Genomic DNA, 20101 nt, shown 5'->3' with positions numbered 1-20101 from the left:
GGGGAAACATGGCAGATAGCGACGTTCAGGGTATGTTGGTCCGGATCGAGGCCACGACCGCACAGTTGCGGCAGGAGATTGCGCGTGGCGAATCGGCGGTCGCGTCCACCTCAAAGAAGATGGACGGCAGCCTGGCCCGGGTAGACGATGCGTTCGATCGTGTAGGCGCGAGCGCCCAAACTGCAGGTGGATTGCTGAAGAGCGCTCTGGCGGCCGCTGTTGGTGCGGCTTCCATTGGGACCATTCTCAAGACTGCTGACTCTTACTCCCAGATGTCGGACCGGATCGGCCTGGCGACCAAGAGCTTTGGGGAGTACAGCGCTGTCCAGGATCGGCTTCTGGCCACGGCGAATCGCACTTACCGACCGCTGGAAGAAGCTCAAGAGCTCTACATCCGGACTGCCGACAGCCTTCGCTCGATGGGTCTCAGTGCTGATGAGTCCATGGATGTCATGGACAGTTTCAGCTATCTGTTGGTGACCAACTCCGCTTCGGTGGACAAGGCCAGTTCGGCCATTGATGCCTATTCTAAAGCGCTGCAAACCGGGAAGATCGACGCGGACGGCTGGCAGTCGATCCTCGCCGCCATGCCTACTGTCGTCGACACCATTGCGCAGGCCACGGGTAAGACTGCTGAGGAGATCCGCAGCCTTGGTGCCCAGGGCAAGCTCAGTCTCGACACCCTCACCGAGGGGTTGCAGAAAAGCGCAGTTGCCAACGGGCTTCTGGCAGATAGCATGGGGGTTGCGGTTCGCGATGCTCTGACCGCGCTGAACAACGCCTTCACTGTATACGTCGGTCAGCTGAACGAATCCACTGACTTCACCGGTTTGCTCGCGTCCGGCATTTCGGTTCTGGCTGACAATTTCGGTACCATCGCCGAGATTGCCGGCGTCGCTGCAGCTGGCGCGTTGGCGGTCTATGCAAGGTCTTTGAGCGCTTCTGCAGCAGGCTCTGTGCTCGCAACGAAGGCGGCTATTGAAGACTTCATGGCGCGTCGTGCGCAGGCTGCCACTGTGTTGCTTGCTGCCCAGGCGGATCAGCGGAAGGCCCAAACCGCCGTTTTCTTGGCTGAGAAAGAGCTGGCGGCTTCCAAAACTCGCATCAGCGGCATGGCGGTTGAGAAGCAGCTGGCGCTGCAGCTCGCTGAAGCCAGGATGGTTGAGGCCCGAGCCACAGCCGCAGTGGGTGCTGCGCAAAGCGCAATTGTGGGTACTGGCCGGACATTGCTCGGCCTGCTCGGCGGACCAGCCGGGATTGCCATGCTGGCTGTGGGCGCCGCCACCGCTTTTCTGACCTTGCGGGACAACACTGGATCGCTCGAGAAGAAACTCGGCGATTTAGCTGACCCAGTCGACAAGCTCGCCGAGCGTTTCAATAAGCTCAACAGGGCAACTCAAGCAGTTACTCTGCGGGAGCTGCGATCGAGCATTGAGGAAACGCAAGACAAGCTGTCGCAAATGTCCGGGGCGCTCGCCGACAAGTTCGAGTCCGACCTGCGCAACATGGGGGCTGCTGGCGCGGATGGGCTGATGGCGGGGCTCGTCGGCCTGCCGGCTGACATGCAGTCAACCCTGGACCTGGTACGAAAAGCGTCCAAAGATCAGGCCGCTGGCATCACTGTCGATTGGAAAGCGGTTGCTGATCAGCTTCGCCTGATGCCTGGTGTCACGGAAGACATGGCGCAGGCGCTTGAGTCCAGCCAACAGCCGGTCACCGAGCTGAGCGCGCTGCTGCAAAACCAGAAGCAAGCGCTCGCCGAGCTGACTGGTGCTACCGATGACAACACCCGGGCGGAGCGTGAGAATGCAGCTGCCAAGGCATCTGCTGCCGGTGAGGGGCAGAAGTATCTGGAGCAGTTGCAGAAGCAACTGGCAACTGCTCAGGATAAAACCGCGCTGCAGGCAGCCAACCGGTTCATCGCTGAAAACAAGCTGCTCACTGACGAAATGGTCGTCGCAATCCGCTCTGCGGCTGCTGCCAAGGATGCGCAGAAGGCGGCGGATGATGCCGCCACCAAGGCCACCAAGGGGGCGACTGGCGCGGCCAAGGAGGCAGCTACCCAGGCCAAAAATCAAGCCAAAGCATTGTCCGATCTGAAGGTTCAGGCGGACATCGCTGTTGCCTCGGCTGAGGGGTTGGCGGCTGCTTACCTGGCCGGCAACGATCGCTCCCGCGAGTTCACCCTCAAGCAGAAAGTGGAGGAGGCACTGCTGAAGTCCGGGGCGGGGGCGCGTGATGCGGTCACCTCCGCAATCACCAGGCAGATGGCTGCTGAGGACAAACTCGCGGTCAGCAAGCAGGCCTATGATCTGCAGCAGGAAGCAGCTGATCAGACGGCTTTAGCGAAGGCGACGCTTCAAGGGGCTGCCGCGCTGGCTTCCTACAATGCTCAGAAGGCCGTGAAGGTTGCCTTGGCCGGGAAGAGCATTGCCCAGTCCAGCGCCGAGTACGATGCGTTGGTGGCGGCCACCCGAGCCCAGCTTGATGCTATCGAAGTGGCGAAGCAGGCGTCCTCGGCAGGATCGCTCATGGAGCGCCTTTATCCTGAGCAGAAGCTGCTCAAGGACTACATCGAGGATCAAAAGGCGCTCAACGCGGCGATGGCGCTGTATCCCGAGAATGCCGCTGCATACCAGGCGGCTCTGGCCAAGCTCGGCAACGAGTATGAGGTCAATAGGAGCAAGTCCACTCTCTGGGGGCAGATGACCGAGGGCGCGATCGACCGTGTGGACCAAGCCTTTGCCAACGCCTGGTCCAACATTGGTAGCGGAGCGAGCAAACTCCGGGACGACCTGGTCAAGGGGTTCAAGCAGACTCTTGGCGAGATCATCCACATGCTCACTACCAAGCCGCTGCTGGCTTCAATCAGCAACTGGCTGACTGGTACAGACAATGGACAGGGCCTTTCCTCGGTGTGGGGCAAACTGCTCGGCAGTGGTTCGAGCGGTGGCGGCACTGGCCAGCTCAGTTCGCTGGCAAGCACCGGCAACATGCTCTACAAGGTCTACAGTGCTATCACAGGGGTGGGCTCAAGCGTTGCCTCCGGCTGGGCGTCTGGCGGCCTGAGTGGGGCTATCAATGGCGGCTACAGCTATTACGCCAACCTGTTCAGCGGACTGACTAGCAGCCTCTCCAGTGGGTTCAGCAGCGTGGTCAGCTCGATCTTGGGCTCTACCAGCTCGCAGATAGCCGCGAACGCGGCTACCTCGGCAGCGCTTCAAGGCGCGGTGGCCCAAGGCGCTGCTACCGTGGGCAGCAGCATCGGCGTCGGGGGAGCAGCATATGCCGGCACTGCGGCAGCCGGCGGCGCTGCTGCGGGTGTGAGCACTGGCCTTATGGGGCAGTTGGCGGCCATGGCTTCCAACCCCGTGGGGTGGGTGGTGGCGGCCATCACGGGCGCCTACCAGAGCGGCAAGCTGTACGACCAGGGCGTAAGGTTCAAGACAAGCGAGGTCACGAATCTCGACCTGATCAAATACGACCCCCTCGCAAAAACCATGATGGCCAGCCTGGGCCTGACCGACAAGATTGCATCCAAACTGGTGGGCGGCAAGATGGCGGCCATGCTCACTGGCTCGACTCTGGCCTCGGCGGTTCTGGGTAAAGTCAGTTCCGCGCTGTTCGGCGGCAAGTGGCAGACCAAGGACGGCGGCTTTGAGCTGGGCGTCAACAACGGAGACTTTCAGGGCTGGGAGTACATCTACCAGAAGAAAAAGGGGGGGCTGTTCAGTTCCAGCAAAAAACGCACGCGCTACTCGGCGCTCAACCCTGAATTCCAGGCCGCGCTGGAGCAAACCTACAGCGAGACCCAAGACAGCGTGGTGGACCTACTGGCACGCATCGGCGTGTCTGTGGGTGAGGGCGCCTTTTCTGGCCTGACCATTGCCCGCAAGCAGATATCCACCAAGGGTCAAACCCAGGAGCAAATCCAGGCGGCGATCAATGATCTGTTCAGCGGGTTTGCTGATCAGATGGTCGCCTACCTGGATAAAGGTGTTGGGGGATTTGGCTACAGCTTCGCCGAGCTGGGGCAGCGGATTGCCACGTTCGAGAGCTTCAACAAGTCGCTGGACCTCATCGATGTGGCCATGCTGAAGCTATCACCGCATTCGATGGACCTCGCGAACGCTATGGTCACTGCGGCAGGTGGCATGGAGGCATACACCGAGAGCCTGAACGGATACTTCGAAGCGTTCTTCAGTGAGACCGAGCGCGCCGACAAAACGCTGTCAGCGGTCCGACAGCAGTTCAAGGACATGAACGTTACGCTGCCGGAAACACGCGAGGCGTATCGTAAGATGGTCGAGGCCCTAGACCTCACCACCGAAGTTGGGCAGGGCATGTATTTGACCCTGATCGGTGCTGCAGGGTCAGCGGCGCAGGCCTACGATATCCTTGAGTCAAAGGCTGCCCAAGCCGCCGACGCCGCAGCCAAAGCGGCGCAGGAGGCCACCGAGGCAGCCGCGAAGGTCGCCGAGGCGCTGCAAGATGGCGTCAACAAAGCCTTCGGCTCTGTCCAGCGTGCGATCAACGCTCAAAAGTCTGCGCTTACGCAGGCCTATGATGCCCAAGTTGCCTCGCTGAGCGACATGTCACAAACCGCCCAGAAGAACGTTAGCGACCTGTCCTCAGCTGGGGCCGCCCTTGGCAATGCGCTGAAGTCCTTGCGCGGCGATACCGACGATGCCGTAAAGATGCTCAGGGCCCAGGCGCTGGCCATACTTAATAGCGCCATGGCCACGGTGCGAGCGGGCAAGTCTCTGGCGGGTGTCAGCGGGCTTGAGGATGCGCTCAGTGTCGTCAGCCAGAACAACAGCAACGCCTACGCATCGCTCGAGGCTTACAACCGCGACCAGGGCCGCACGGCCAATATCGTCAGCCAGCTGGAAGCCGCAAACGGCAAGCAGCTGACTGCAGCTGAGAAGTCTGTTCAGAGCTTGCAGGTGAGGATCGAGCAGGCGAAGAAGTCTTACGATCTGCAGATCGCTCAGTACGATGCCCAACTAAGCCTTGCCCAGGCGCAGATTGACGCGCTCAACGGCGTGGACAACTCGGTGGTGTCGGTGGCCATCGCTGTCCAGAACTTGAGCCAGGCGGTATCGGGCGCTTTATCGGTCAAGGATGCCAGTGCGGCCAAGCTAAACACCTACGAGAACAACGCCGCGATAGTGCGTGCCGTATATCGAACGGTGCTGGGGCGTGAGGCTGAGGCTGGAGGGTTGGCGGATTGGACTGGCGCGCTGAGCGGTGGGTTATTGACCTATGACGCGCTGGTGCAGGCTATCGCAACGTCGGGCAAGGCAAATGGAGAAACCATCAAGATACCCGGCTTTGCCAGTGGCGGTAGCTTCGGCGGCGGCTTGCGTTTGGTTGGCGAAAGAGGGCCAGAGCTGGAGGTTACCGGCCCCAGTCGCATCTACAACGCTAGCCAGACTGCATCGCTGCTCAGCGGCGGCCAGGGGGGCATTAGCTCTACGGAAATACGAGAGCTCCGGGCCGAGCTGAAGTCGGCGTTATTCGCCATTGCCAAGAACACTCAGAAAGCTGCCAAGAACACTGATCTTCTACCGCAGAAACTGGAACAGGAGCTGTACCCGTGAGGATCATTGAGCCCGTCGAAATCACCCCAGCCATGGCGGTGATGGAGGCGTTTTTGGTGGAGCCCAATGCTGAGCCGTTGGTGGTTCAGGTTGGGCAGCCTTTCCAGGTGGCATCGATGCTGACTAACGTTCCAGAGGTCGACAACCCGCTGTGGGTATCGACTAAGTCTTACGCAGTCGGCGATGCCGTGATGCTAGACCACCGGAACTATGAAGCGCTCGTGGCCAATAGCAACAAAAGCCCGGCCGGCAAGCCTACAGATCCGCCAACCTGGTTGGATCTGGGGCCGACAAACCGATGGAGGATGTTCGATGACAAGATCGGCACGGTCACTACCAACCCTGAAAGCATCTCGCTGACCATCGCCCCGGGTAGAGCGGTTGATTCATTGGCTTTCTTCGGCTTGGATGCCGCATCGATCTACGTTCGAGTGGTCGATCCCTACCAGGGCATTGTGTATCAGTCGAATGTCTCACCGGTCTCAACCGATGGGATCAACGACTGGTACGACTACTTTTTCTCCCCGGTTGAGGTCAACGAAGACTTCGTGCTGCTGAACGTTCCGGTAGGCAGTTACGGCTCCATTGAGATCACTGTCGCTAAGCCCGCGGGTATTGCTCGAGTCGGTGCACTCATTCTGGGTAAGGCTGCGACCCTAGGTGAAGCGCTATACGGGACCTCAGTCGGTATTACCGACTACAGCCGCAAGGAGCGGGACGACTTCGGCAATACAGTCATCGTAGAGCGGGACTACTCCAAGCGCGCTGAATTCGACGTGATGGTACCCACCAGCATGGTCTCGCAAGTGCAGCGCTTGCTCAGCAAGTACCGGGCAAAGCCGCTGGTATGGATTGGAGAGGCAAGCTACCAGTCGACGATCCTCTACGGCTACTACAAGGAATTCAACCTGGTTATCAGCGGCCCGACGGCGTCGGACTGCTCAATCTCTGTCGAAGGACTCATCTGATGGCGACACCAACTATCACGCCTTTGCCTGAGGCGCCCAGCCGGCAGAACTCGGCCGGCACCTTCGCTACGCTCGCTGACAACTTCATGTCTGCTCTACCGCAATTTGCGGACCAGATGAACCAGGCCATCGATTACATAGGCGATCAAGCGGAGGCGGCAGCCGAAAGCGCTCAACTTGCCAGCAAGAACGGTGCGGCGCAGGTTGAACTGGCTGCTCAGCGGGCGTCATCTGCATCGCAGAGCGAGCGATCTGCTGGCCAGCAGGCTGCTGCTGCCAAGACTCAGGCTGACGCTGCCAAAGGTTACCGTGATACAGCCCAGTCTGCGGCGGCCGCGGCGCAGGGGGCGGCTGGCCTCCCTGCATTGACTGGAAAGGGTGGGCTTCCTCTCGTGGTGAAGCCTGATGGCTCTGGCGTGGAATACACCGGCAGTCTAAGGCGCTACGATCTTGATGTAGCTACGACGACAGCGGTACTCGATCTGAGCCTGAGCCAGGTCTTCAAGGTCAACGCAAGCCAGCAGCGGTCCCTTACCTTTGCCAATCCGCCTGCTGCCAACCGGGCCATGTCGGTGGTGCTGCATATCACCGGCAAATCAAACATCGCCTGGCCGGCGGGGATTCTCTGGAACAACAGCCAAGTCCCCGTGCTCGGCAATGCCTGGACGACGGTGATCCTGATCTGGATCGGCGATGGCTGGGTGGGTTCAGTGGGAGCTCGAGCATGATTGAGGCTGCTTTGATGGGAGGAGCGCTCCCGGGGCCTTGGTCTGCTTGGCAGCTAGTGGGTTCGAGCAGTCTGCTTGCAAGCGGCGCCGCCACGGTTGAGGCCAAGGTGCCCGCCGGCGTTCAGCCAGGCGACCTGGTTGTCACGATCATGTCTCCACTCAACGAAAACATCCAGACCACGATGTCGGCAAAAGGCTGGCAACACTGGGTCGGGGGTATTCAGGATTACGTCTGCACTGCACGCTTTGTCGAGGGTCTTTCACCTCCGGCATATACCCGGGCGGGATCGAACTCGATCTTCGTGTCCGTTCTGGTTTTCAGGTCGCAGGGTTGGTCTGCCGTGAAGCTTGAGGCACATCTCGCCCCGGCAAGCCCGGTCAACGTTACCACTCAGCTTCAGAATGTCCTGCTGCTGGCTATCGGTATCACCCCAAAGACAACGCGCGGTTGGGCTGTGGCGATGACTGGTGCTGAGCCTACGGCCAGAGTTGAGCGAACGCTGGCGCCTGCCCTCCAAGCCTATTCGGCCAACATCGATTTTCCGCACGAGATAAGTGGAATCGCTGTAGATGCCCTTTCTGGAGCCGAAAGGAACCTGATCCTCACCGTTTACTGACCCATCCAAATTCAAGCGAACCGGCACAGGCCGGTTTTTTTTCGCCCGGAGAAAAGTCCATGGCTTACAACAGCGCCCACACCGGGCCAGAAATTGATGCAGCGGTGCAGTTGCTCGGGCAGATCCAGGAAGCGCGAGACTCTACCAGCCAGGATCTGAGTAAGGTCAAGGATCTGGCTTCCCAGGTTAAGGTCGATGCCGCCCAAGTCGCTGGGCAGACCGAAGTCGTAACCAGCAAGGCGTCGCAAGTTTCTCAGGACGCGGCCGCGGTGGAGCAAGCTCGCCAGGAAGTTGTCGGCGCCTCCGCGACCGCCAATGAAGCCATGGACGCGGCCTCCCTCTCAGCCGCCTCTGCCCTCGATAGCCAGAGTGCGGCGAGCATCAGCGAACAGGCAGCGGCTAGCAGCCAGTTGGCAGCAGGACTTTCAGAGCAGGTCTCGGCTGAAAGCGCTTCGGAAGCAAAAGCTGCTGCCGACCAGGTTGCGGATGACCGAAGATCTGCCGCAGAAAGCGCGGCAAGTGCAGCCGCGAGCGCGCAGAACGCCCAGGCAGTTGTTACGGGCGGCACTGCTTCTGTGAACCCAGGTCCTGGGCTCATTCCATTGGCGGATGCTCAGGGCAAGATTGATGAGGAATGGCTGCCGGAGAGCATTGCTCGAACGGGCGACGTTCAGGCCGCAGTCGATGCCGCCGCGCAGGCCGTCGATACAGCTGCGGAAGCGCAATCCCGCACGGAACGCTTCCTGCTGCCATCGCCAGAAGCGCCAGTCGTTCGAGATGATGGCTCTCCGCTTCAGGTAGGTGACAGATACTTCAATGCGGTAGACCAGGAAGAACTCATCTACACCAATGATGGATGGCAGGCGAATGATAGCCTGCAAGCCATTGCTGAGCTCAGGGGGGAGATTTCAGAGGGCCCCATCGCTCAGGGCGTCCCTCGTGCCGACAGCGCTGGGAAGATCAACCCCGATTGGCTTGGTGGTTTTTTCTATGACTATACTGAGCTTCGCGCCTACCAAGGGAATTCCGGCCGTATTGTCGTCACCCGGCCGGGCCTGTATGGAGAGTTCAGAAGCCTTGGAGTGATCCCTGGCTTCATCGATACCGACGGGACATACATCGTCACGGTAACTGGCGTGGTGTATGAGCGAATCCACGATGGGAGGATCAACGTCCATTGGTTCAACTGTCCGCTTGACGGCGTTACCGATGGCACCGCGGCATTCGCAAAATGGACTTCCCAACTCAAGATCGGGCGAGCGTTGATTCCGCCCGGCAAGTACGTGGTCAGCGAAATTAATTTCAAGACAGTCGGCCAAAGCCCTACGATCGGCGGGCTAGACGTCGAAGCAACTGGCGCTACTATCGTCAGCGAATGCGCAGTGCGCGCCGATAGCTGCAAGCGGCTGACTATCAAGGGCCTGGAAGGATTTAGCACCGACCTCCACCTGAACGGCGCATGGTTTTCGCAGATGAAGGATCTGAAAATGCGCTTGCTGATCTGCGGGTCGGCGCGGGGAACGGTATTCTCTGACAACTACTGGAACACGTTCATTGGCGGCCAGTTCCAAGCCATCATGACTCATCAGAACTCGACGGCGCCGAGTAACAAATTCGACTTCATCAACGTTGCGCTCCGCGGTAACGCTAGTCAAGGATACGCTCAGGCGCAGGACTACGCCTTCCGCTTCATGGCCAACCAGAATGTACAGTCGTGGACATGGCACGGTGGTGACATCAGCTACCACACGGTTGACATTTTGTATGCTGACCCTGCGAATACCGCCGACATCGAAATGCTGTTCGATGACACTTATCTCGACAGCAAGTATGTTCGGCTCAAGTCTCGGCCGAAGACCAGGATCCGTACCGATTCTCATGCGGCCAATGAAATGCCGTACTTTGCCGCTATCTCTGAAGTCGCCCGGGGTTCTTCAAGCGGGTATCGATCGGACCGAGCCGCAGGATGGAAGAGCGACACGGGCTACAACCTGGTGCCTAACGGTGACTTTTACGACGTTTTGCCTTCGTATGTAGGAGCTGGCTTGCCTGTAGGGTCTGCCAACAGCTCCTCTATCACTCCGAAGACAGGGGCATCCTTTTCTGGAGGAATCCGAGGAAACTATCTCAACATCAATCAGGCGCTCACCGCTTCGAACTCTGTCAGGATCAGACCTAAAGCCCTGCCGACAACCGCTAGGTGCAGTTGCGTGCTTGTGGCGAGAAATGCAGCATCCGGTAGCAAGACGCTAAGAGTCTCGTTCTCCGGGCTCTTCTTCAGTGCCACTCTGACTGATAGTGAATGGTCAACTGTCAACATGACGACTGGAGCTGATATCCCTGCGGGCACTGTATCGGATATCCAGATTTATACCGATGACGGAACACCATTCAATATCGATATATGCTACGCAGGGGTCTTCGTGGGCGAGACTCCAATGCTTTTCCTGCCCGCAGATAGGCATCAAAAGCTATACGGATCGGTCGCTTGGAACCCTCCAAGCGTAGCGCCCGGTCAACAATCCCCTCCCCAGACAGTGACCGTCCCAGGGGCCAGCATTGGTGATTTCACTGACGCAGCCTTCACCTTGCCGCTGGGTGGAACTGCCCTAAAGGCGAGCGTATCAGCTCAAGACACGGTTGAGGTCTTCCTAAGAAACGACACTGGGTCAGCCATAGACTTGGGCGCAGGAACGCTCAGGGTGCGCGTGGAGAAAGCTTCTTACTAAATAAGATATCGTGTTGGTTCTGAGCCCGATGTTAAATCGGGCTCAGTTTCATCAAACAGCCTCTAGGTAATAGCTGTGAGACTTTGGAAGCCCTAAAGGTTTCCATATTTCCGATATTAGCTCTTTTTCTGTGTCGGTTAATTGAGGTAGGCGCTTCCGGTGCAGCCCGAAAACAAAATACTTTCCAGATAGCAGGTCGTTGAGGAATCGCTCTACGATATCATGGTCTTGCGGCCAAGTAGTGTAAAGCGTCTCGCAGAGCTTGCCCGAGGCTTGATAATAATCGCCAACGCAGCCAATTTTTTGCATGAATGCAAAGTAGAGGAAGAACTCGCTTACCTTTTTAAGGGCTGGCGCAGTAGAAAGACTGCCAGATCCCTCCAGGCGGGCGTCAGACTTAATCCTGCTTAACATAAGCCTTACAAGTTCGGGCTTCATGGTGTAAGGGGTGATAGTTGGCATAGAGGCGCCAGGATAATTGTCGACGCCGAAAAACTCGTTGGAGCCAAGAAGAAGAGGCTCCAATAGTGGAGATGGGTGTGAAAATGTAGTTTTGGCTTTTTCGCCTTCAAAGAAATCTGAAACTAGCGTATCCTTTACGAAGTGGTTTTTTGCGTCAAGCACAATTGCCCAGTCTGCGCTGGAGTCTGCCACCGAAAAAAGTTTAAGGTATTGCTGGTCTTTCCATCCGTCAGTTCCGATCTCTAAATATTTAGTAGATGAAACGATCTCAGTCTTTCGGCGAAGTGCTAAAGAGATGTTAGTGTTTAAAAAGTTTTCAATGCTTTCTCTGACGGCGCTCTCATTCTTGTCATTAACTACGATTCGGTATTTCGATATCGCGCTATGATCAAATTTTTTATCTATTGAAAGTGCTTGTAGTTCATGCAGCCTTGAGTCGCCGGTAAAGGTTATAGTATGGATTTCGATAGACATGCCCTTTCCTTAAATTATGGCTGTTAGTGTTATACGATAAAGTAATGACGTGCATCGTAGCAACCATCGATCAGAGCTAGGAAACGGCACCATCTAGCGGAGCAGGGCGGAATTTGTCAAAGCGCCATTGACATTAAGCTTTATTGGTGGTAACGAAAGATCTCGGCAACCTTGCTGAGGGCCTTCGATGTGGGCTTTAAGGCTGGAGGGAACGTTTTGTAAGGCAGCGTGATCCACATTGCTAGTGTGTCTATCGCAGCTCGCGCAAGGAGATAAGATGGCTGTTAGTAAAGTATGGGTGGGCCTAGCAATGGCTGCGTGTGGCATCCACCCTGTGGTAGCTGCCGCATTCGATGTGTACGGATTCATCCCCTACAAAACTCGATTAGTGGATGGCGCGGCCGTCAAGGCTGAGCCTGATCAGGCCTGGCTTGCAGAGCTTGGAGTGAGGACCATTGAGGTTGTGTATGATAATAAAATTTTAAGTTTTCCAAGAACAAAAGATAGAAAAAACAATGCGACTATAAGTGAAGCAAAAGTTAGGGTTGTTGCCGCAGATTACCAAAAAAAACAATCTCATATGATTTCGCTTGATCTCGAAAGCTGGGATCGGTTTGATGAAAGAACACCATCCCGAATTCTAGAGGCGATTGGCTTGTATAGGAAATCCCATCCAGAAGCGATTATCGGCCTTTATGCGACAGTGCCTCAGAATACGTTTGGATGGTCTGCGAGTAAAGTCAAAAAGTATGACGAAATCAACGCAAGGTATAATGAGGTTGCGGCTTCGGTGGATTATTTTAGCCCATCTCTTTATAACTACAGTGGGAGTGGCTTCGAAGCTTGGCTTGAAAGTGCGCGCTACAATATCAGCGCTGCCCGAAAATATTCTACCTCCAAAAAAATCATTCCTTATATAACCCCGGAGGTTGGCGAGGGTCGAGCTACGCGCTGGCTATCTTACGACGAGATGAGTCAGCGCTTACGAGCGCTAGAGTCTCTGGGGGCTGATGGTTGCATCGTATGGGGCAGCAGCCGGTCCCGCGATTCTTCAGGGGCCGCGCCGGTCTTGGACCCTGAAAGCGGATGGCTCAGGGCTGTATCTGACTTCGCGCAACGCCGAAAGGAGTCGTGAGTGCGGGCAGCATGTCCAGGTTTTTGCACAGAAAATAACCACGCGGACTGGAAAACCTATTGGTTTTGATGTAGATAGGGCCCCTCATGCAAACAAGCTGGAGCTGCCAGATGGAAAAGATGGATCTAGAGTTCGATCGCAAGGACTTCTGCAATAGCCTTACGAGAATCGAGGCAAGCCTCAATATGGCGGGTGATCATTTATGGGACATTATAGATGCTTGGCCTCAGTTCAGTGAAAGTGTGTTGAAAGGTTATGCTCAAATCAACGTAGAGCGGGAAGCCAAGCTCGTAACCGGTAGAGTTCTTGGAAAACCATTCACCATCAAGGTTGCTCCGGTGGTGTCAGACGGTTTTTGCCACTTTGAAGCGACGATTGTCACCGGCTCGCCACTGAAGGGCTCTGATCGGGTTGTTGGGGTATTCCGGGCTGACCACAACGGGGATATCAAGGGGGCCAATGGCGAAGTAATCTTGAGCAATGAGGCGGATGCTCAAAGCTGTGAATTGCTTGTCGCCGTTATCCGTAAAGTGCTTGCCTCCCGGGAATCGCTTCAGACGCAAGATTCGGCGCTCACCGAGTGATACCCGGCATCTTCTAATCTGGTGCTCTTTGCGGTCGCGAGGAGCAGTAGAGGCCCGGGCAGCGTTGCTCAATCCCTAGTCCCTTTGTGATTTCCTCCCGGCTGGTGATTGTGCCCAGGCTCACTCCCCTCTTGCAGCATCCGCAAGAATTTAAGCCGCGGTTGCGCTCATGAATGTATTTTCATCTGGGCCCGCATGGCGCAAGCAGATGCTACACTGAGCACCTTTTTTGTTCAGATCAGTACGGATGCCATGAGTACCTTAAGGGACAATAAATTGCATGCTGCTATCAAAGCTTGCAAAGTCAGTTTTCTGTCGGTTGGGTTTTTCAGCTTATTTGTGAATGCTCTAATGCTGGTCCCGACCTTTTTTATGATCCAGGTTTCAGGTCGAGTGGTGCCTTCGGGTAACACTTCAACCCTTGGGATTCTGACCATCGTCCTGACAGGCTTGATTGTCACGTCCGGCTCATTAGAATGGGTGCGCTCTAGAATTCTGGTTCGAGTCAGCAACCGACTTTCTGTTCTACTCAGTTCGGACGTCTACCGTGCAAGCTTTAAACGCGCACTCAATAGCGGTGGTACTGATGCAACGGCCCAATCGCTAAATGACCTAACCGCACTTAGGCAGTTCTTCACCGGCTCAGGAATTCTTGCCGTCTTTGACGCTCCCTGGTTCCCGGTATATACAGCGGTCATGTTCCTGTTTCATCCTTGGTTGGGCTGGTTTACTATCGGGTGCGCACTAGTGCTTATTGTGCTGGCCGTGATAAATCATAAAGCTACAGGAAAGGTTACCGCTGAAGCAAATAGGCAGATCGTCGAGTCTAATGTTACCACGACCAAGCTCCTGCGTAATGCTGAGGTTATCGAGTCGATGGGTATGCTTGAGACGCTGATGAACAGATGGGCGAGTCGACAGCGAAAACTGTTAAGGATGCAATCCGACGCAGGCGACCAGGGAGCACTCATAAGCTCAGTTTCCAAAACCTTTCGTACATGGTCACAATCCATTGCGCTCGCCATTGGTGCCTACCTAGTTGTTACTCATCAGATTAATCCTGGTCTCCTCATAGCAGGGTCTTTGCTATTGGGGAGAGCTCTGGGGCCGATTGATCAAGTCATCGGAAATTGGAAGGGTTTCATTTCAGCCAAGGTCCAGTATGACCGCTTAAGCAAGGCAATGAGAGATCTGCGTGCTGAGCCCGAGAGTAAAAAACTTTCGCCTCCTACGGGGTGTATTCATGTCGAGGGCTTAGTAGTAACCCCTCCTGGTGGTTCGACGCCAGTCTTGCGGGGTGTCAGTTTTTCTGTTCCCGCTGGTTCTATTGTTGGAGTCATTGGCTCGAGTGGTGCAGGTAAGTCAACGCTAGGACGTGCACTCTTGGGAATCTGGCCTTGCGAACGCGGCGCCGTACTCCTCGACAATATTGACATCACTGATTGGAATAAGCACGACCTTGGTCCATATGTAGGGTACTTGCCTCAAGACATCGAGCTATTTGAAGGCTCCATCAGCGAAAATATCTCTCGCTTCGAGACTGTTGATCCAGAGAAGGTCGTTCAGGCGGCAAAAATTGCCGGGGTGCATGAGATGATTCTCATGCTACCCGACGGCTACGAGACCGTCATTGGTAGTGAGGGGGTCAACCTATCCGGCGGCCAACGTCAACGGCTCGGTCTAGCCCGAGCGATCTATGATATTCCTAGGCTGATAGTCCTCGACGAGCCGAATTCAAACCTTGATGAATTAGGTGAGCGTGCTTTGGGGGCTGCTCTCGAAAGGCTCAAAGAGTTAGGGTCAACAGTTTTCATTGTCTCGCATCGGCCAAACGTCCTTACACGCTTAGATCGCGTACTTGTGATGTCGGAAGGAGTCGTTTCCCTATACGGCGAGCGCGATAAGGTGATCGAACAGCTGGCGCGTCAGAAGGGCCTTACTCAGCAGCAACCTATCAATCAGCCATCCAGTCAAGCTAACTCCACTGCGTGACCGCAAGATTCTATCTGCCCTAATTATGAAGATTTGGCAAGTACCTCGTGATCGGGAATTTAGGGCGGTCATCAAGGCGGGGTGACTTACAGGGCAGCAGAGGCCCGCGTAATGCGGGCCTGCGTGCTAGCAAGCTTGAGGCGCCTTTATTTCATTATGACGCGTTGTGGTACCTCAATATACGGTCAGTCTGGGTGATCCAGAATTTTTTATCAGGATTAAGAGACAAAAATATACGCGAAATCAATGTATTGGAGTCAAAGAACTCTTCCATGCTCAAAAGCCCTAGGCCCGATTCGCGCAGGTAGGTGTTGTACAGTTTCATAAGTTTTGCTTCCTTGTTGTTTAGGAAGTCCTGTACGTTAATTTCCTTGTCTAAAAGTATTTCCCAGTTGGCGTATGTGTAGGCGGGGCGATACCCTGGGTCTATTAGTTCTGGTGGTATTGTCTTTGCTTCTTCGGGGTTGGCTTGAATTAGATTTTTAATGTCACCCGGATTGCCCCATGACTGGTACTCGTCAGCAAGCGCCTTAGCGCAAGCTGTCTTTAATAGTCGGCTGCCGCTATTCCCGCCGAAAAACTGCTCGCTATGCCAGTAAATTGAATTGTTTGTCAGTTCAAAAGTTTGCAAAAAGTTCTTAAAGACGATCGTATCGGCATCCATCCAGAAACCGCCATTTTGAGCCACATACGCCATCCTTATGTAGTCGCTTTTGGCTACGATCGCTTTTATTTCGGGGTCTTGTTCTTTTTCTCTGGGTTTGAAAGCCCATGACTTCTCTTGAAAATCACCCTGCAGAAACTCAGAAATATTATTTTCATGCAAAAGAAGGAATGACGGCCCAAGCGCTAGTCGCATTGTGGCTATGCAAAGCGCGATATAAGGTGGCATTGTTTTTCCTGGGGCTGACTCCCAGTAAGTTACAGCCTTCATTTTACATCCTGATTTGTAAAATCTCGAGAATACCACGTTGTAGGTATAGCGCCACCTGATCGCCCACCCTCGCCTCGAACTATAGAATTCCCGGTGCTGCATCCTGCTTAGCATGAGTTGCTCGCAATTACCCATCTATGCCCGCCCAGTGCGGGCTTTTTTACACCTGGAGAAAACCATGACCACATCCCGCGGTGTCCGCAATAACAACCCGGGCAACATCGATTTCAACCCCCGCAACGCTTGGCAGGGCCAGCTCGGCCTGGAAGTGGGGGTCGCCAAGCCGCGCTTTGCCCGCTTCGACCAACCGGAGAACGGCATACGGGCCCTGGGCAAGCTGCTGCTCAACTATCGGGGCAAGGACGGCATGCCCGGAGTGGGCCGGCCTGGTATCGATACCCCGCTCGAATTCATCAGCCGCTGGGCGCCGGCGAGCGAGAACGACACCAACGCCTACGCCCAGGCTATCGCCAAGCGCTTGGGTGTCGGCGTGCGCGATTCGATCGACATCTCCAAGCCGCAGACCCTGCGCGAGTTGGTGGTGGGCATCATCGTGCACGAGAACGGTGGAAACCCCTACAAGGCCGAGGTAATCGACGAAGGCGTGCGGCGGGCGCTGGCATGAGCTGGCCGGCGCGGCTGGGCCTGCTGGCCCTGGTGTTCGCGTCGTACTGGGGCGCTTACCAGCACGGGCGGTCGGTGGAGCGCAACCAGGCACTGGCCACATCGGCGCACCGGGATAGCGGCGACCGGTTGGCCGAGGTGATCGGCGAGCGCGAGGCCAGGCAGGAAGAACAACGACGCGCCGAGGCGCAGGAGGAGGGGAGAGCTCATGCATACGAACAACACCAGGCGGCTGATGCTGGCGCTGCTGGCGCCGATGCTGCTGGCCAGCGGCTGCACGACGAAGGCGCTAAGCTCGCCGCCACCGTCAGTTGCCCCGGCACGGATACCGCCGCTATCGCCCGAGGCCAGGCAGCCACCCGCGCCGCCATGGTGCTCTCCGACCTGCTCGCACGGGCTGATGCTCGAGCGGGAGAACTGGCGAAAGCTTATGACCAAGCCCGAATAGCAGGACAGCTGTGCGAGGCGTCCTATAATGCTTTGACCAAGTAGGGGTGCCCCTGATGGACAAAGATGAATTGGCCGAAGCTATTGAGGCAGGTGATCCACTGATCGAGCAGTCGATGGAGGCTCTCAAACGTTATTGGGAAGCCAGGGGCTACGGAGCGCCGCCTGAAGAGGTTGAGCGCCTGCGAATCTATTCAGAGTCGCTGGGCCAGGCGGTTTCGGATTATCAGCGTCGAGTCATCGCCAAGGCTAGAGGCAAGGAACTGCCTCCTCTGCATTGATCAAATCCGTTGACCGGCAGTTGCCCGGTGCATCCACAGGTCATAACATACTGTTCAAATATCCAGTATCGGTGCTCTATGGCAAAGTCACTTCCACCTCAGTGGATATCTGAGCTCAACGATAGTCACGCTTTGGTGACAGACCCAGATGGGCGTGAAGCAGTGCTTGCTGAAATGGCGCTCGCCGCGCACCGTCGCCGTGAGGTAGACGATTTGCAGCTCACCGACATGCTTGAGCTCGCGGAGGCTGCGCGACTGTGGGCCCTGCTCGAGCATGAAGAAGCCTGGCACATCGGTTTGTTTCAGCATGAAAGATTTAGGTTGCCAGATCCAGGACGGATCGTGGTTGGCGGGAAGCCGGGAGGGAGTGGCGGCGCTGGAGGAAGGGAAATTCTTCCCCAAAATACATCCGTAAAGGCCTGATTCTATTGAGCTAGAAAACATCAAAAACGGCGCTAATCTAAAGCGCCGTTATTGATTCAAGGCATTGATTTTACTGGGATTTCATCGGTTTAACTTGGCGTCCCAGGCTTTGATGCCGTAGAGCGTGTAGGTCATTGTGCACATTGGGGTCACAGGCTACCCCAACCTCTCCGTTTATCATGTTAACCACGGGATTATGCGGGAACGGTTCTACAAGTGCCACGGGTGGGAACGTGATGGGCTGGGCAGCGCTGGCTGCACCCGCTGTAATCCTGGGGAACGAATCGACCCTGCTGTCACCGAAGCATCATCATGTTACATATTCAATAGTCTTTTACGACCATGGTGCAGCGGTTTTGCCATTCAGGGCACCGCTAACATATTGTTTCAAAGGCGATGTTTCGCCTTTTGTCGTCGTTACTGTTCAAAAGGAAACCCGAACGGATGCAGTCCGCTTATACCGTCCTCATTCTGCTGACACTGGTCAGTGTGTCGAAGCTGGTCGGCCGCATGGTTCCACTCCCCCTGCCACTGGTGCAGATCGCGGCCGGTGCCTTGCTGGCCTGGCCCACCCTTGGGCTGCACGTGGCGCTGGACCCAGAACTGTTCCTGTTCCTGTTCTTGCCGCCGCTGCTGTTCGCCGATGGCTGGCGCATCCCCAAGCGTGAACTGTGGCGCATGCGCGGGCCGGTGGTAGCGCTGGCCGTCGGGCTGGTGTTGTTCACCGTGGTCGGGGCGGGTTACTTCATCCACTGGCTGCTGCCGAGTATCCCGCTGGCAGTAGCGTTCGCCCTGGCGGCGGTGCTTTCGCCGACCGACGCCGTGGCTGTTTCGGCCATCACCCAGGACCGTTTGCCCACGCCGTTGATGCACATGTTGCAGGGCGAGGCGCTCATGAACGATGCCTCAGGCCTGGTGACCTTCAAGTTCGCCCTGGCAGCGGCGATTACCGGTGTGTTCTCGCTGGCAGACGCCAGCTTCAGCTTCGTATTGGTGGCCTTGGGCGGGCTGGCAGTGGGGGTGGCCCTCAGCTGGCTGGTAGGCCGCTTGCGCGCCTGGATGATCGCCCGTGGCTGGGACGACCCTGCCACCCATGTGGTGTTCATGCTGCTGTTGCCTTTCGCGGCCTACGTTCTGGCAGAGCGCCTGGGGGTATCGGGTATCCTGTCGGCTGTGGCGGCAGGCATGATGCAGAGCTGGCTGGACCTGCTGCCTCGCCAAACCAGCACCCGCCTGCTCAACCGCAGCGTCTGGTCGCTGCTGGAATTCGCCTTCAACGGCCTGATTTTCCTGCTGCTGGGCCTGCAATTACCGGACATCATAAAGGCGGTGGTCAGCCACGAAGCCACGCTGTGGCCGACCCTGGCCTGGCGCTGCCTGGACGTGGTGGCGATCTTTGCCGCGCTGATCCTGCTGCGGTTCATCTGGGTGCAGAGTATCTGGCGCGCGATCGGCGTTATCCGCCACTGGCGTGGCAAGCCGGCGCTGGTGCTGATGCCCACCGCGCGGTCCTGCTGGCTGCTGACGGTGGGCGGCGTGCGGGGTGCGGTGACGCTGGCCGGCGTCATGTCCATCCCGCTGCTGATGGGGGCGGGCAAGGCATTCCCTGAGCGGGACCTGCTGATCTTCATTGCCGCGGGTGTCATTTTGCTGTCACTGATCAGCGCCTGCATCGCCCTCCCTTTGTTGCTGCGCGGCGTGACCAAGAGCCCGGACGAGCGTTTGCATCAGGAGGTGCAGGAGGCCTGGCGGCGCACCGCCGAGGCCGCGATCCACGCCCTGGAAGCAGAAGAGGTCATTGACAGCAGTGCACCCCAGGACGCCGCCCAGGCCACCTTGGCGACGGAGCTCAAGGCCCGGCTGATGGCCGAGTACCGTGATGAGCTGGACAGCTACAACGACAGCGCCGAAGCCAAGGCGCTGGCCGAGCAGATGGATCAGCTGGAGCGGCGGTTGCGCTTGCGCGCACTGCGCGCCCAGCGGCTTGAACTGTATAGCCTGCATCGCCAGCACCTGGTAGGTGATGAGGTCGTGCGCCAGGTGCTGGGGGAACTCGACATGAGCGAGGCAAACCTGGGGCACGTTCGATAGGCGTAAGGG

The 20101-nt window shown here is 56.8% G+C and carries 15 protein-coding genes; 13 read left to right on the top strand and 2 right to left on the bottom strand.

Annotated elements, in window-relative coordinates:
- Nucleotides 1–8 precede the first annotated feature (8 nt).
- The 5 genes from PPA02S_RS23320 to PPA02S_RS08730 are packed head-to-tail and all read left to right on the top strand — an operon-like array spanning nucleotide 9 to nucleotide 10645.
- Nucleotides 9–5603 (top strand): tape measure protein, encoded by a 5595-nt coding sequence (locus PPA02S_RS23320; protein ID WP_050577105.1) that lies wholly within the window; start codon nucleotides 9–11, stop codon nucleotides 5601–5603.
- Entirely contained in the window at nucleotides 5600–6571 is a 972-nt protein-coding gene (locus PPA02S_RS08745; protein ID WP_028634962.1) for a hypothetical protein, read from the top strand. Before PPA02S_RS23320 ends, PPA02S_RS08745 begins: the two co-directional genes overlap by 4 nt.
- On the top strand, nucleotides 6571–7299 hold the full coding sequence (locus PPA02S_RS08740) for a hypothetical protein (RefSeq protein ID WP_028634963.1): 729 nt from the start codon (nucleotides 6571–6573) through the stop codon (nucleotides 7297–7299). Before PPA02S_RS08745 ends, PPA02S_RS08740 begins: the two co-directional genes overlap by 1 nt.
- On the top strand, nucleotides 7296–7916 hold the full coding sequence (locus PPA02S_RS08735; RefSeq protein WP_028634964.1) for a hypothetical protein: 621 nt from the start codon (nucleotides 7296–7298) through the stop codon (nucleotides 7914–7916). The genes PPA02S_RS08740 and PPA02S_RS08735 overlap by 4 nt, the downstream gene beginning before the upstream one ends.
- Before the next feature lie 59 nt (nucleotides 7917–7975).
- Nucleotides 7976–10645, top strand: a complete 2670-nt coding sequence (locus tag PPA02S_RS08730) for a hypothetical protein (protein WP_028634965.1) — start codon at nucleotides 7976–7978, stop codon at nucleotides 10643–10645.
- A 51-nt stretch (nucleotides 10646–10696) separates the two neighbouring features.
- Here the strand turns inward: PPA02S_RS08730 and PPA02S_RS08725 are convergent, their stop codons facing one another.
- On the bottom strand, nucleotides 10697–11581 hold the full coding sequence (locus PPA02S_RS08725) for a DUF6492 family protein (protein WP_028634966.1): 885 nt from the start codon (nucleotides 11579–11581) through the stop codon (nucleotides 10697–10699).
- 277 nt (nucleotides 11582–11858) lie between these two features.
- Between PPA02S_RS08725 and PPA02S_RS22995 the strand changes: the two genes are divergently transcribed.
- The 3 genes from PPA02S_RS22995 (at nucleotide 11859) to PPA02S_RS08715 (ending at nucleotide 15292) form a co-directional block, all read left to right on the top strand.
- Nucleotides 11859–12716 carry a hypothetical protein gene (locus PPA02S_RS22995; protein ID WP_154660099.1) on the top strand — a complete coding sequence of 286 codons (858 nt, stop codon included), beginning with the start codon at nucleotides 11859–11861 and terminating at the stop codon, nucleotides 12714–12716.
- Between the two features lie 110 nt (nucleotides 12717–12826).
- On the top strand, nucleotides 12827–13300 hold the full coding sequence (locus PPA02S_RS08720; protein WP_028634967.1) for a hypothetical protein: 474 nt from the start codon (nucleotides 12827–12829) through the stop codon (nucleotides 13298–13300).
- Between the two features lie 252 nt (nucleotides 13301–13552).
- Nucleotides 13553–15292, top strand: a complete 1740-nt coding sequence (locus PPA02S_RS08715; RefSeq protein WP_028634968.1) for a type I secretion system permease/ATPase — start codon at nucleotides 13553–13555, stop codon at nucleotides 15290–15292.
- 154 nt (nucleotides 15293–15446) lie between these two features.
- Here the strand turns inward: PPA02S_RS08715 and PPA02S_RS08710 are convergent, their stop codons facing one another.
- Nucleotides 15447–16226, bottom strand: a complete 780-nt coding sequence (locus PPA02S_RS08710; protein WP_028634969.1) for a glycosyltransferase — start codon at nucleotides 16224–16226, stop codon at nucleotides 15447–15449.
- A gap of 178 nt (nucleotides 16227–16404) precedes the next feature.
- Here PPA02S_RS08710 and PPA02S_RS08705 point away from each other — a divergent pair, with 178 nt between their 5' ends.
- The 5 genes from PPA02S_RS08705 to PPA02S_RS08685 all read left to right on the top strand — a co-directional run bounded on the left by PPA02S_RS08705 (nucleotide 16405) and on the right by PPA02S_RS08685 (nucleotide 20092).
- The gene (locus PPA02S_RS08705) at nucleotides 16405–16851 is read left to right on the top strand and encodes a structural protein P5 (protein ID WP_028634970.1); all 447 of its coding nucleotides are present in this window, start codon (nucleotides 16405–16407) and stop codon (nucleotides 16849–16851) included.
- Nucleotides 16848–17342 carry a DUF2514 domain-containing protein gene (locus PPA02S_RS08700; RefSeq protein ID WP_028634971.1) on the top strand — a complete coding sequence of 165 codons (495 nt, stop codon included), beginning with the start codon at nucleotides 16848–16850 and terminating at the stop codon, nucleotides 17340–17342. The genes PPA02S_RS08705 and PPA02S_RS08700 overlap by 4 nt, the downstream gene beginning before the upstream one ends.
- 11 nt (nucleotides 17343–17353) lie before the next feature.
- Complete coding sequence (locus tag PPA02S_RS08695; protein ID WP_028634972.1) at nucleotides 17354–17578, top strand: hypothetical protein; 225 nt, start codon at nucleotides 17354–17356, stop codon at nucleotides 17576–17578.
- A 78-nt stretch (nucleotides 17579–17656) separates the two neighbouring features.
- The gene (locus PPA02S_RS23315) at nucleotides 17657–18001 is read left to right on the top strand and encodes a hypothetical protein (RefSeq protein ID WP_080667902.1); all 345 of its coding nucleotides are present in this window, start codon (nucleotides 17657–17659) and stop codon (nucleotides 17999–18001) included.
- A 444-nt stretch (nucleotides 18002–18445) separates the two neighbouring features.
- A complete protein-coding gene (locus PPA02S_RS08685; RefSeq protein ID WP_028634974.1) occupies nucleotides 18446–20092 on the top strand; it encodes a Na+/H+ antiporter in 1647 nt (548 codons plus the stop codon).
- Nucleotides 20093–20101 lie beyond the last annotated feature (9 nt).

Source organism: Pseudomonas parafulva NBRC 16636 = DSM 17004, from assembly GCF_000730645.1.
Taxonomy (GTDB): domain Bacteria; phylum Pseudomonadota; class Gammaproteobacteria; order Pseudomonadales; family Pseudomonadaceae; genus Aquipseudomonas; species Aquipseudomonas parafulva.
Note: the sequence above shows the minus strand (reverse complement) of the source record. Positions and strands in the feature narration are given on the sequence as shown.